The sequence below is a fragment of the Marinobacterium sp. xm-d-564 genome (assembly GCF_013283345.1).
Classification (GTDB): domain Bacteria; phylum Pseudomonadota; class Gammaproteobacteria; order Pseudomonadales; family Balneatricaceae; genus Marinobacterium_E.
The window spans coordinates 222,779-235,323 of the sequence record NZ_WBYO01000001.1; the positions used below are offsets into that span (position 1 = coordinate 222,779).

General features: G+C 45.7%; 13 protein-coding genes and 1 riboswitch. Of the genes, 5 read left to right on the plus strand and 8 right to left on the minus strand.

Annotation, left to right across the window (positions count from 1 at the left end):
* Position 1: 1 nt before the first annotated feature.
* On the plus strand, positions 2-1,312 hold the full coding sequence (hisD, locus tag XMD564_RS01155; RefSeq protein WP_173480529.1) for a histidinol dehydrogenase: 1,311 nt from the start codon (positions 2-4) through the stop codon (positions 1,310-1,312).
* Between the two features lie 20 nt (positions 1,313-1,332).
* Here the strand turns inward: hisD and XMD564_RS01160 are convergent, their stop codons facing one another.
* The gene (locus tag XMD564_RS01160; RefSeq protein WP_173507661.1) at positions 1,333-2,421 is read right to left on the minus strand and encodes a S1C family serine protease; all 1,089 of its coding nucleotides are present in this window, start codon (positions 2,419-2,421) and stop codon (positions 1,333-1,335) included.
* A 95-nt stretch (positions 2,422-2,516) separates the two neighbouring features.
* Here XMD564_RS01160 and XMD564_RS01165 point away from each other — a divergent pair, with 95 nt between their 5' ends.
* The gene (locus tag XMD564_RS01165) at positions 2,517-3,278 is read left to right on the plus strand and encodes a Nif3-like dinuclear metal center hexameric protein (protein WP_173480531.1); all 762 of its coding nucleotides are present in this window, start codon (positions 2,517-2,519) and stop codon (positions 3,276-3,278) included.
* 34 nt (positions 3,279-3,312) lie between these two features.
* Here the strand turns inward: XMD564_RS01165 and XMD564_RS01170 are convergent, their stop codons facing one another.
* Positions 3,313-3,813, minus strand: coding sequence for a ZapG family protein (locus tag XMD564_RS01170; protein WP_173480532.1), 501 nt, complete (start codon positions 3,811-3,813; stop codon positions 3,313-3,315).
* A 124-nt stretch (positions 3,814-3,937) separates the two neighbouring features.
* Here XMD564_RS01170 and XMD564_RS01175 point away from each other — a divergent pair, with 124 nt between their 5' ends.
* On the plus strand, positions 3,938-4,735 hold the full coding sequence (locus tag XMD564_RS01175; RefSeq protein ID WP_173480533.1) for a helical backbone metal receptor: 798 nt from the start codon (positions 3,938-3,940) through the stop codon (positions 4,733-4,735).
* A gap of 3 nt (positions 4,736-4,738) precedes the next feature.
* Here the strand turns inward: XMD564_RS01175 and XMD564_RS01180 are convergent, their stop codons facing one another.
* The 4 genes from XMD564_RS01180 to XMD564_RS01195 form a co-directional block, all read right to left on the minus strand.
* On the minus strand, positions 4,739-5,089 hold the full coding sequence (locus XMD564_RS01180; protein ID WP_173507662.1) for a hypothetical protein: 351 nt from the start codon (positions 5,087-5,089) through the stop codon (positions 4,739-4,741).
* A gap of 18 nt (positions 5,090-5,107) precedes the next feature.
* Positions 5,108-5,671 (minus strand): cob(I)yrinic acid a,c-diamide adenosyltransferase, encoded by a 564-nt coding sequence (locus tag XMD564_RS01185; protein ID WP_173507663.1) that lies wholly within the window; start codon positions 5,669-5,671, stop codon positions 5,108-5,110.
* 10 nt (positions 5,672-5,681) lie between these two features.
* Positions 5,682-7,481 (minus strand): TonB-dependent siderophore receptor, encoded by a 1,800-nt coding sequence (locus XMD564_RS01190; RefSeq protein WP_173480536.1) that lies wholly within the window; start codon positions 7,479-7,481, stop codon positions 5,682-5,684.
* A gap of 31 nt (positions 7,482-7,512) precedes the next feature.
* A riboswitch (cobalamin riboswitch) is annotated at positions 7,513-7,693 on the minus strand.
* A gap of 70 nt (positions 7,694-7,763) precedes the next feature.
* The gene (locus tag XMD564_RS01195; RefSeq protein ID WP_173507664.1) at positions 7,764-8,663 is read right to left on the minus strand and encodes a ketopantoate reductase family protein; all 900 of its coding nucleotides are present in this window, start codon (positions 8,661-8,663) and stop codon (positions 7,764-7,766) included.
* A 67-nt stretch (positions 8,664-8,730) separates the two neighbouring features.
* On the opposite strand from XMD564_RS01195, the gene XMD564_RS01200 reads away from it, so the two are divergent.
* A complete protein-coding gene (locus tag XMD564_RS01200; protein WP_173480538.1) occupies positions 8,731-9,213 on the plus strand; it encodes a YajQ family cyclic di-GMP-binding protein in 483 nt (160 codons plus the stop codon).
* 66 nt (positions 9,214-9,279) lie between these two features.
* Here the strand turns inward: XMD564_RS01200 and XMD564_RS01205 are convergent, their stop codons facing one another.
* Positions 9,280-10,686, minus strand: a complete 1,407-nt coding sequence (locus XMD564_RS01205; protein WP_173507665.1) for an MFS transporter — start codon at positions 10,684-10,686, stop codon at positions 9,280-9,282.
* A gap of 111 nt (positions 10,687-10,797) precedes the next feature.
* Positions 10,798-11,559, minus strand: a complete 762-nt coding sequence (locus tag XMD564_RS01210; RefSeq protein WP_173483302.1) for an SDR family oxidoreductase — start codon at positions 11,557-11,559, stop codon at positions 10,798-10,800.
* Positions 11,560-12,000: 441 nt separating this feature from the next.
* Between XMD564_RS01210 and XMD564_RS01215 the strand changes: the two genes are divergently transcribed.
* Positions 12,001-12,504, plus strand: coding sequence for an FxsA family protein (locus XMD564_RS01215; protein ID WP_173480541.1), 504 nt, complete (start codon positions 12,001-12,003; stop codon positions 12,502-12,504).
* Positions 12,505-12,545: the final 41 nt, after the last annotated feature.

Sequence of the window (12,545 nt, forward strand, 5' to 3'; positions counted from 1 at the left end):
TATGACTTCTCAAGTTAAACGTCTAAAAAGTTCACAAGCCGATTTCGATCAGCAACTTGATGCGATGTTGGCTTGGGAGAGTGTCTCAGATAAAGCCGTCAATGAGCGTGTTGATGACATCATTGCGCAGGTTCGAGCTATGGGTGATGAGGCGGTAGTTGAGTTAACCAATCGTTTTGATCGCACGTCTGTATCTGAGATCTCTCAGTTAGAGATGTCAAAAGCTCGTTTGCAGCAGGCACTTGAGGCTATTTCGCCAGAACAGCGTAATGCACTTGAAGTGGCTGCTGATCGTGTGCGTTCATACCACGAACGACAGCTCTCTCACTCTTGGCAGTACGAAGAGGCTGACGGCACGTTGTTAGGCCAGAAAGTAACCCCTATGGATCGCGTAGGTATCTACGTTCCTGGTGGTAAGGCGGCATACCCCTCTTCAGTTTTGATGAACGCAATGCCTGCGAAAGTAGCCGGTGTTGAAGAGATTATCATGGTTGTGCCGACACCGGATGGTGTTATCAATGAGATGGTTTTAGCCGCCGCAGCGATTGCTGGCGTCGATCGTGTCTTTACAATCGGTGGCGCACAAGCCGTTGCTGCTCTCGCTTATGGAACACAGACAGTGCCTCGAGTCGATAAAATAGTTGGTCCAGGTAACATCTATGTTGCTACAGCTAAGCGTGCGGTCTTTGGTGCTGTTGGTATCGATATGATTGCAGGACCTTCGGAAATTCTTGTGATTTGCGATGGCAAAACGGACCCAGATTGGGTTGCGATGGATCTCTTCTCTCAAGCGGAGCATGATGAAGACGCTCAGCCTATTTTGATCGCAACCGATGCCGCTTACATTGATCGTGTTGAACAGAGTATTGCCAAATTACTGCCTACTCTTGAGCGTGAGCAGATTATTTCAGCATCTTTAGCAGATCGTGCTCTATTGATTGAAGTTGCTGATTTGGATGAAGCGGCTGCACTCTCTAATAGAATTGCGCCAGAGCACCTTGAACTCTCTGTTGAAGACCCTGTCGCCTTGACTGAGAAGATTAAGCACGCTGGTGCCATCTTTATGGGTCGCTATACGGCAGAGGCTCTAGGTGATTATTGTGCGGGTCCGAACCACGTTCTGCCTACTTCAGGTACTGCGCGATTCAGTTCACCATTGGGAGTCTACGATTTCCAGAAACGCTCTTCACTGATCATGTTCTCTGCTGAGGGTGCATCAGAGATGGGCAAGGTTGCTTCTGTTCTAGCGCGAGGAGAGGGGCTAACAGCTCACGCTCGCTCTGCTGAGTACCGAATTAAGGACAACACTTAACTTAGTCTCCAAGCTGATGGTTATCGGCTTGGAGGTCTCTCACTGGTTGTCACCTCAAGTACCAACTCTTTGTTGTCCCTAAAGATCTTCATCTCTGTTACATCACCCGGTTTAACGCGAGCAATCTGATTCATTGATGCGACTCCGGAACCTTTAACGGGTTCACCGTTGATCGCTAATAAAACGTCACCCGGTTGTAGGCCTGCCAGCTCCGCAGGACTATTGCGATAGATGCCGGTTAACAACAAACCTTTGCTGTCTCGTTTCAGGCCAACGGCCTCCGCCTCATTTGGAAGCATCGGACGAGCTTCCACGCCGACCCAGCCGCGAATGACTCGGCCATAACGGACCAGATTGGATAGCACATCTATAACTTGTTCCGTTGGAATGGCAAAGCCAATTCCCTGTGAGCCACCTGACTTTGAAAAAATGGCAGTATTGATGCCAACCAGATCGCCGGTGGCCGTTATCAGTGCGCCGCCAGAGTTGCCTGGATTAATAGCAGCATCGGTCTGAATAAAGTCCTCGTAGGTATTCAGCCCTAAACTGTGTCTGTCCATGCCAGAGATAATTCCTTGGGTAACGGTTTGCCCAACACCGAAAGGGTTTCCGATGGCCAGCACAACATCACCGATCGCTACACTGCTGGTTGGAAGCAGTGTTATGCCGGGTAGATTCTCCAGGTTTACTTTTAACAGTGCCAAATCTGATTCTGGATCGGTGCCGACAATGGAAGCCACTGCCTCACGTCCATCAATTAACGAAACGATGATCTGTTCAGCAGCAGCTACAACGTGGTTATTGGTCATGACGAAACCATCTTTGCTGATAATAACGCCAGAACCTAAACTTTGAGGGAGTGAAATCTGGTTGTTCTCATTAGTCTCTAAAGCGCGTCCATAAATACTGACAACTGATGGCGCTGCCTTCTTCACGGCTTCAGAGTAGCTTGTAATCAATTGCGGCCCAGCTTGATCTGCGGGTGTGTTGATCAGCTTAATTTCGGTACTGTTAGAACCGCTGAGCTGTGGGAAGAATTGAACGATCAATACTGCCGCTAGAATGCCAGCCAGTGTTGGCCAAACCAAGGTGTTCAGATACTTGCCCATGTTAAATTGCTCTTACCAGCTTGTAATGATTACTGATTATAAGGCGATAGCGGGGTAAGATGTAACTTGAACACTATTTTTCTAAGAGGTATTCGGTGTCTGTCGCGTTGAAAGATCTTGTCAGTTACTGCAACGACTATTTATCCGTTGATCGGTTTAAAGACTACTGCCCCAATGGATTGCAAGTTGAGGGTAAGAGAAATGTCTCGAAAATTGTCAGTGGTGTTACAGCAAGCCAAGCGTTGATTGATGCGGCAATTGAAGCCGGTGCTGATCTTCTGTTGGTTCACCATGGTTACTTTTGGAAAGGGGAGTCCGAGCCATTAACCGGTATCAAAGGCAATCGCATTCGTACCCTGATGAAAAACGATATCAGCCTATTGGCTTATCATCTGCCTCTGGATGCGCATCCTGTAGTGGGAAACAATGCTCAGTTGGCTGAGATCATCGGCATGCAGATAGAAGATGGCATGGATCAGGGTAACCCGTTCAGCGTGGGAAATGTCGGGTCAATATCACAACCGATGAGTGCTCAAGCGTTTTCAGATTTAGTCTCCACAAAGCTGAGCCGTCAGGCTGAATTGGTGCTGGGTGACGATCGTTCTGTGCAACGCATTGCCTGGTGCACCGGATCGGCAGAACGCATGATAGAGCGTGCTGATCAGCTTGGGGCTGACCTTTTCATTAGTGGTGAGATCTCTGAGCCAGTGGTTCATTATGCCAGAGAAGCGGGTATTCACTACCTGTCAGCTGGACATCACGCGACGGAGCGTTACGGTGCAAAGGCACTGGGAGAGCATTTGTCGAATGCTTTTGGTATCGAACATCAATTTATCGATATCGATAACCCCGCCTGATTTTGACTGGCTAATTAGCAATAAAAAAGAGCGCTTAGGCGCTCTTTTCGTCTCGGTTGTAAACCTTGGCGGGGTCCGCTGGGTTCTCAACAATTTCAGAGTGAAGTCCAAAGCTATCTGACAGTGTGCCAGGTTCATCTTCTCTCTTCGGAGCATAGTCTAGTGGCATTGATAGAGTCGGTGGCTCTGCTTGAGTGCTAGAAGCTGTAGACTTGTCTTCCAGTTGGCTGCCTGCACTGCTTTTTAGACTAGCAACCAGTTTTTCATCACGAACCAGTGTTTCAGCACTTTCGGCTAAATGCTGATGCACTTTTTGGTATTGGTTGGTTAAGCCGTTCACAAGTTCAGCCGTCTTGCTGAAATGTTGGTTAACTTCATCACGGTAGCGCTCTAAATCAAGCTGAGCCTTCTCAAGATCGTTCGCAAGTTGTACTTCGCGTGAACCGTTACTGCCACTACGGCCAAACAAGAAACCCAATAAAGTACCGATAATAAGCGCAGCGATTGCAATAACCCAAACTGTATTCTGATCCACGTTAACTCCTTTGTGTGACTCGAACTCTACCCGATAAGAATAAATGAAAGTCGCGCTAAAGCCCATGCTAAACTTGAGGCTTAATTCAATTATTGCTCAGTAATAAGTATTAATGAGGCTAGTTTTGCTGCTGCGCTTTCTGATTATTCTACTCATTCCTGCTTCGGCTCTAGCAGACCTTCGGTTGGTGGTGTTGTCGCCGGACCTTACTGAAAATATTTATGCACTGGGAAAAGGGGGTTGGGTTGTTGGTAGGGTATCTGCCGCGGATTACCCTAAAGAGATTTTAGATGTTCAAGTGATAGGGGACTACCAATCGCTCGATGCCGAAGCGATTGTGAAGTTAGATCCCGATTATGTATTGGCTTGGCAGGGGGGTAACCCCGAACGGCAGTTAACTTACCTTGAATCTCTGGGTCTTAATTTGATCAGGATTAAAGGCGATACTCTCACTGAGATACCTGCTCAGTTAACGGAGTTGGGTAGATTGCTCAATGCAGAGGCAGAGGCGAGTAATTTGATTGCCGAGTTTAATCGCCGCTTGGCCAGCAGCGCCGTCAAGGTAAAAGAGCCTAAGAGAGTTTTTTACCAACTATGGTCAGATCCGATGCTCACGCTTAACGCCCAATCGGTTGTTTCAGAAGCTGTGGATCATTGCGGTGGAGTCAATGTATTCAAAGATCGGCCTGAAATGGCACCGCAAGTCAGTATTGAATCGGTCATCGGTATGAATCCAGAGCTGATTTTAGCATCCGATGGTCTTCCCGATGCTTGGCAAGAGGCTTGGCAGCAGTGGCCATTTCTTGATGCGGTTAGGCACCAGAATCTCTATAAAATCAATTCTGATTATCTACATCGTTTGACGATGAGAACTTTGGATGGAGTGGATGAGGTCTGTGAAATTTTGAGTCGCTTGGATTAACCACTACTCTGTTGCTTCATCTTTAGGTTTGTCGATCATGCCGTCGATAAACGATTTGGTGTTTTCCCAAGCCTTTTTACCCAGATCTTTTGCTTGATCAGCCGTAAAGCCTTCAATAAAGGATTTTGACTCTTCTAGTGCTTCTTCACCAAACTCTTTCGCTTTACCCGCCCCGATTTTAGCCGAACAGAGAGTTCTTTCAGCAACACAACGTGAGATGCAGCCCGCTTTCTCTGCATCATTGGTGATGAAGCGAAGTTTACAGGATGCCTCGCACACATCTTGATCAAAGGCACAGTCTGCATAACTGGTTGTGCTGAAGTTAAGAAACATAAGAAGAGCCAGAAAGCGCATGGTTCAGTTCTCGATAAATTAGCTTTTAGGTGAACGTTGTTGCCAGAGTATCTCTTCTTGTCCATCGCGTCGAGCTAGGACTCTGCCTAGTACAAACAGCAGATCCGAAAGGCGGTTGATATAAGCTATGGCTTGAGGATTGACGCTACTCTCCTGTGCGAGCTCTACCAAGCCGCGTTCAGCTCTTCGGCAGACTGCTCTGGCGAGATGAGTGTGAGCTGCGTCGGGTGTTCCACCTGGAAGAATGAAATTCTCTAGTGATGGTAGCGTGTCGTTGTAGTGATCCAGCACCTCTTCAAGCCAATTAACCATCTCGGGTGAAATAACCACATAGCTGTCATCAGCAATGGCAATCTCACCACCAAGGTCGAACAGATCGTTTTGAATTCTGCGAAAGGTTGGCGATAGATCATCAGCTTCTGAAAGGTGTGAATCGACCACACCAATCAGACTATTTAACTCATCAACAGTACCCATCGCTTCAACACGAGGATGTGTCTTATGCACTTCTGCACCAGTGGCGAGTCGGGTAGTTCCTTTATCGCCAGTACGTGTATAGATTTTGGTAAGTCGATTAGCCATATTTTTACCATTAAAAGCTGTAAGTTAACGTTGCTTCAAAGTATCTGCCGCGGCCATTGTAATCATAAGCAACCTGATAATCTTCATCTAAAACATTATCCACTTTTAAAGAGACTTTCATTGAATCTGTATAGTTTTTTATCAAGCCTAAATTGATTGTTGTCGAGGCTGGCAAATGACCGTTGCTACCGTATGTTTTTAATCGATTTATCCAATTTAGTGATGAATTAATACTGAAATCACTCGCTATATCTTGGTTGTAGGATAAAACGAAATTATCCATTGGACGCTCATCCAGTTGGTTGCCGTTTGCATCTTTAGTTTGTGTGAATGAGTAAGATGCAGATAAATCAGCCGATGCCCATCTCTGTTTTAGTGAAATCTCTGTGCCTTCGCTGGTCGCTTTGGCTACGTTTTTCATGCCACCAGAAGAGTATTGAATAAGGTTTTTAAAGTCATTTTTAAAAAATACGATTTCAGAAGTGAAGGAGCTGTTAATTAGATTTCTAACCCCAACTTCAGTTGATTTAACCTCTTCTGGTTTAAGGTCCGTATTACCGTAAACTGGATCTAAGTCTGAGAAGGTTGGTGCGGAAAAGGCTGTTTTCATTGAGCCGAAAATAGATGCCATTTCATTTAAATTATAATTAAATCCCGTCGACCAAGTGTTATTGGTTCCCCATTGGTCGTGATTTTCATGGCGAACGGTACCTTCAATAACCAAGTCATCAATCGTGTGCTCAGCACCCAAATAGAAACCTTTGGTTATGTAATCTCCACTACCGTAGGTGCTACTTCCATACTCTCTTCTTAAATCAATCCCTCCATGAAGGTTGGTTGTATCAGAGAGGCTATAATTTACGGAGGTGTTCCACTCATTGGTATCAATTATAGTCTTGCGAGTATCAGCAGGTTTATTTAACCGCTCGTTTTCCGTTCTGCTTAACTTTGAATCAACAGAGAATTGGCTCGTTGTGTGTTTGAACCCAAGGCTTAAATATTTAGTTGTGTATTCAGTTTCATTATTGTATTTGATGTTCCAAGTTGGGTTATCAAAATCAATGTAGTCATACTGGTTTGTGCCCTTCCAAAAACCAGTATCTAAATTGACCGTTGTTGTATTGCTTAATGATTTAGAAAGGTAAACATCAACATTCTGTTTTTTGTAACCATCATCATCGTTATCGCCACGGATTATAGAAGTGTGAGTGTCGAAACCATCGCTTTTTTCATGGGCTATAACAATTTTGCTTTCAAAACTGTCATCGCCACGTTTGAGCTCGATTTTTTCTTTTAAAGTATTTTGAGAGCCCGCAGTTATGCTTACTTTGTTGCTGTTAGTTTCTGCACCAAAATCTTTAGTGAATATCTGGATGACACCGCCAATTGCATCCGCACCGTATTTGCTCGACAACCCACCACGCACTACTTCGATTCGTTCAATTGAATCTAGAGGTATATTTTCTAGTTCGGCACGGCCATCATTTGTCGATGTAAGTCTTCTGCCATCCATAAGAACAATGCTGTGGTTTGATGATGTTCCACGCAAATAAACTTTAGCTTGCGAACCATTCCCACCAAATCGCTGGATATACACTCCAGCCATTGATTCTAGTGCTTCACTCAAAGAGGAGAATTGTCCGCTTTCAAGTTCCTCACTGGTTAAAATAGATATCGCTTGAGGTGTGGTCGCAATAGAAGAAGTTATTCTTTTTGCGGTCACTGTAACTTTTAATGGGTCAATTGATTCAGCAATAGCAAAAGAGGAAGCTGTCGACGCTGCCAGTAAAAGGGTCGTAAATAATTTCATGATCTCTCTCGATGCGCCCACCGCGCATGGTTGGATGGAATTGAGAGTGGGCCGGTATCCGGGCTTGGAGGTCTCTATCTCAACGCCTTCCCAGCTGTCGCCAGTGGCATGATGTTGAAATAACCGTCCTTACCGTTGCGGGGGCAGCGTCAGTTTTTCACTGAACTTCCCGTTTAACCCCATTAAAGGGCACCTACTCCGATGAGTGACGCGCATTGTATCAGCGCGACTAGGTTAGGCAACTTGAATCGATTCAAGCGATGTTGAATGGCATTCACTCTGTTAACGTTCAGCAAGCGTTAGGCTTTGGATGGTATTAAGCATCTTTTTGTTACAGGGAACTTCGACTGCGTACTTTTTAGCGAGATCCACAATGGCCCCGTTAATATGCTCAACTTCAGTGCGTCGACCCTTTGTGACATCCTGCAACATGGATGATCGGTTTCTATAGGTTAATTCGGAAACGCTTTTAACTTCTTCAATCAGTGGTGTGTGACGATCAATCCCTATCTTGATCTCAAGCCGCTCAATTTCCTCTGCCAGGTTGGTTGTCACTGTTGCCCGCTTCTCAGTCGAAAATATTTCGCCGTTAGTGCATTGATGGATAGCAGTGACAGGATTTATACAGCAGTTTATCGCGACTTTTCGCCATAGGATGGTATCGATATCATCGATCCAGTCGGCCCCACAAATCGGTGATACTTTATTATCTACTTTTTTATTAAGGCTTCCGATTAGCGTAGTGCCATCTGCCGCATGAACCGTATGGAAAGGGGCTAGATTAAAAGCACCATCGGTCGTACTGGCAAATAAAATGTTGTGATCTGGAAAGGTCTCTTGAATCGTCTGTTGTACGCCGTAGCCATTGATCATAACGACGATGGTGGCATCGCTCGCTAACTGGTTCTTAACCCTGTTAATGGCATCAAGTGCATCAAACGCTTTAGTAGTGATTAGTAAATGTGTAATGGTGTCTGAAAGATCTTCTGCCCAGGTCGCTTTGCATTGAACCACTCTCAACTCTTTATTAGGGCTCTCAACACGAAGTGATTGTTCGTTGTGATTGAAGGCGTCGACCTGCTCAGAGGAGCGGAGTATTAATGTGATCGCTTCGCCTTGTCGATGTAATCGATCAGCCCAAAGGCTGCCAATCGCACCTGCACCAATAATATGCCAAGTCACACGTACCACTCCTAATGAAAAAAGGTATTATATCGACCATTCATTCGTTTTAAGAGAGGAGAGGGCGATGCCATCGTTCGATATTGTTTCTGAAGTAGATTCTCATGAAGTGGCTAATGCGGTCGATCAAGCGAATCGTGAGATCTCAACACGTTTTGACTTTAAGGGCGTGGATGCCAGTTTTGAGCTAGACGGTGAGTCGGTTAAAGCGGTTGCTGAAGCGGACTTCCAGTTAAAGCAGATGATCGATGTGCTTCGAGCAAAATTGGTTAATCGTAAGATCGATCCAAACTGCATGGACATTCAAAAAGCTGAGCAGAATGGCAAACAGGCTCGCCAGACGATTGTTCTTAAGCAGGGTCTAGATCAGGCGGCGAACAAGAAGCTAGGTAAGTTGATCAAAGACTCAAAGCTGAAAGTTCAGACTCAAGTGCAAGGCGAACAGCTACGTGTCACCGGTAAGAAACGTGATGACCTTCAAGCGGTGATGGCGCTGCTGCGTGAGTCAGATTTTGAACTGCCTTTGCAGTACAAAAACTTCCGCGACTAGAGGTTACGCTCAATAAAAAAGCGACGTCTGAAAAGAGGTCGCTTTTTTGTTTCAGAAGAGCAGTGATCAGCTTTGCTCACGTTGATTCTGTTCTAGAGTCTTAGCTTGAGCTACCTCCAGTTTGTCGCGCAGCATCCATAGCATGACCAGTGATGGAATGACCATCAGGAAGGTGATGACAAAGAACAGTGACCAGTTACCATCAAGGCCATCTACCATAGTGCCACTGAAGCTCGCCAGCGTTGTACGGCCGAGGTTACCCAGCGACGCGAGTAGGGCGTATTGAGTCGCACTGAACGCTCGTCCTGTCAGTGCCGTTAGGAAGGCCACAAAGGCAACTGTTGAGAAGGCGGTAGTAAAGTTATCGATGATAATGGTTGCTGCAAAAAGCCACTCTACTGGTCCAACTTCTGCAATCAGTGCGAACATTAAGTTAGATGCACCCATTGCGATACCACCAATCATAAGCCCTTTAAGCACACCAAAGCGAACGTTGATGGCACTGCCGATGAGTGTGAACACTACCGTCGCGATCCAGCCTAGCATCTTGGTGTATTCACCAATCTGCTCGTTAGTAAAGCCAACCTCTTTATAGAAGACCACGGACATTCGGCCCAAGAAAGCCTCACCAATCTTAAACATAAAGATAAAGGCGATTAGGGTGATGGCTACCGATAGACCGTTACGGCGAATAAAATCTGCAAAGGGTTCAATGACCGTAACCGCGAACCAGCTGGCGAAACGACCTAAACCAAAGCGGTTTTGGTAGTTCTCTTCCAGTTTGCTCTGAAGGTTGGAGCGGCGATCGACCGGTTCACCCACTAACAGAGTAAATACCATTAATAGCCCCATAATCACTGCCATAACACCGTAGACACCGTTCCAGCCCATTGAATCTGCATTAACGAAGGCTAGGTAGCCTGGAAGCGAGTAGCCAGTCCACCAGCCGACAACGGCCATAGCTGAAGCGGGCGGCATCTTAGTGGTTTCATTGATATCAAACTGGTCGATACGGAAAGCATCGACTGCAATGTCTTGGGTGGCAGATGCAATGGCGATCATCAATGCGATCAGAGAGATGTAGAGCATGCCCGGCACTTTACCAGACTCTGTGGTTGGTTCTCCCATCGCGGAATAGGCACTGCTTGGGTCTGCCTGAGTGATTAGCAGAATCATAAACAGCATGATGCCCTGACATAAAAATATCCAAGAGCGGCGTTGTCCTAAACGGCTTAAAACCGGCAGGCGAACACGATCGACCAAAGGGGCCCATAAAAAGTTAAATGCATAGACGGCAAAGATCGAACCGAAGAAACCGATGGCGGTTCGAGATAGGCCCTCATCTTTGAGCCAACCGCTCATGTTGGAGCCGATTAGAACCCAGGGGAAGCCGGAGCTACACCCCATCAAGAAGACCCAAAGTAGGCGCTTATCTTTATAAACTCGAAGGGTATCGATCCAGTTTGTTAACATTTTTTATAGCATCCTTAAAACTTAAAGTTGATGCTATCAATTCGTGTATGAACGGTAAATGAAGCAATAAAAAAGCCGGCAGAAGCCAGCTTTTTTAGAGAGCGATTCGAATTAGATTCGAAGACCGCCATCAACCTCGAAACAACGACCTGATACATAGTCGTTTTCAAGGATGAAAGAGACTGTGTGAGCGATCTCTTCAGGTTTACCAAGACGTTTAGCCGGGATGCCCGCAGCGATTTTCTCGCGTGCTTCCTCTTTCATCGCCATAACCATCTCAGTACCGATGTAGCCTGGTGCAATCGATGCTGCACGGATACCGTAGCGAGCAAGTTCTTTCGCCCAAGTAACGGCCATCGCTTCAACACCTGCCTTAGTAGCGGTGTAGTTGGTCTGACCCATGTTGCCACTGCGCGAGATAGAAGAGATGTTGATAATGCAGCCCTCTTGCTTGTTTTTGATCATTTGTGCCGCAGCTTCACGGGCACAAAGGAAAGTACCAGTAAGGTTTACATCCATTACTAGGTTCCACTGATCCATGCTCATTTTCGAGACGATTTCGCCATCTTTTACTTTGATGAATAGACCGTCACGTGTGATGCCAGCATTGTTAACAAGACCGTTTAAGCCACCCATATCAGCAACCACCGATTCGAATAGAGCTTCAACTTCAGCCTCTTTAGAGACATTACATACGTAAGTGCGGCCATCGCTGCCAGCAGCTTTTACTTGATTGAGAGTCTCATCAAGGTCTTCTTGGTTAAGGTCTACCAGTGCAAGACGTGCACCTTTGTTTGCTAGCTCAAGTGCCATTGCACGGCCAAGACCACGACCACCACCAGTGATCACTACTACTTTATCTTTTAGATCCATTTCCGGACTCCTACCAACAATCTAATATTTTCAGCGCTTAAGGCTGATTGCTGCCTGTTTTTATTTTGCGTTGCAGCTAGTGCACTGCACAAACTAAGCCTTCTGCAGTGCAAAATCCATAGCTTTTGTGGAGTTTTTTAAAAATTGAAAAGAATTGTTTGCAGAGGTTCGGGTCAAACCCTTTTTTGTGCATTTAAGTAATTGAATTTATTGTTTATTCAAGTTGGTTATACCCGCCATCTAAGGTATTAGACATAGGTAAAAGATCACTGCACAAAAGTGATATTGCGCTGCAAAAGCCCAGTTGTAGTCCGGTTGTGGCTCGAATGTAGCCCATATGTAAATAGTTGCCTGAATGTAAATTTAAGTTAAACCACCTGTTGTTCTCTTTAGATTTCTTTTAAGCCTTGATAGCCTTTGTTAAAACAGAGCGAGAACAGCATGCCAATACTCTTTATTATCTTTGTCGTAATCCCCGTTATTGAAATCACCATCCTTATAAAGGTCGGTCAAGCGATTGGTGGCTGGTATACCGTGGGCCTGGTTCTGCTGTCAGCTTTTATCGGGGTAAATATGTTGCGTTATCAGGGTGTGACGACCCTGTTAAAAGCTCGCAGTCGTATTGAGAGTGGAGAGATTCCGCTATCAGAAATGAGAGATGGGATATTGATAGCGATAGGCGGAGCCCTTTTGGTTACTCCTGGGTTTGTGACCGATGTAATTGGTTTCTCCTGCCTGTTGCCATTCACTCGTGGCCTGTTTTTTAATCTTTTCGGACAACGCATAAGTGATGCGTTTACTAAGAGTGGTGGGCAAGCACACTTTTACTCATCGACCCAGAACTCCCAAGAACCCTTCTCTCAAAATAGAAGTGACATCATTGATGGTGATTTTGTTGAGGTGAATGACCCAACAAGTAATAACGACGACAAACGGTTGCACTAATTTACACCGGGTTGTCCATTAATAAGTCCTGCACTTTCTGC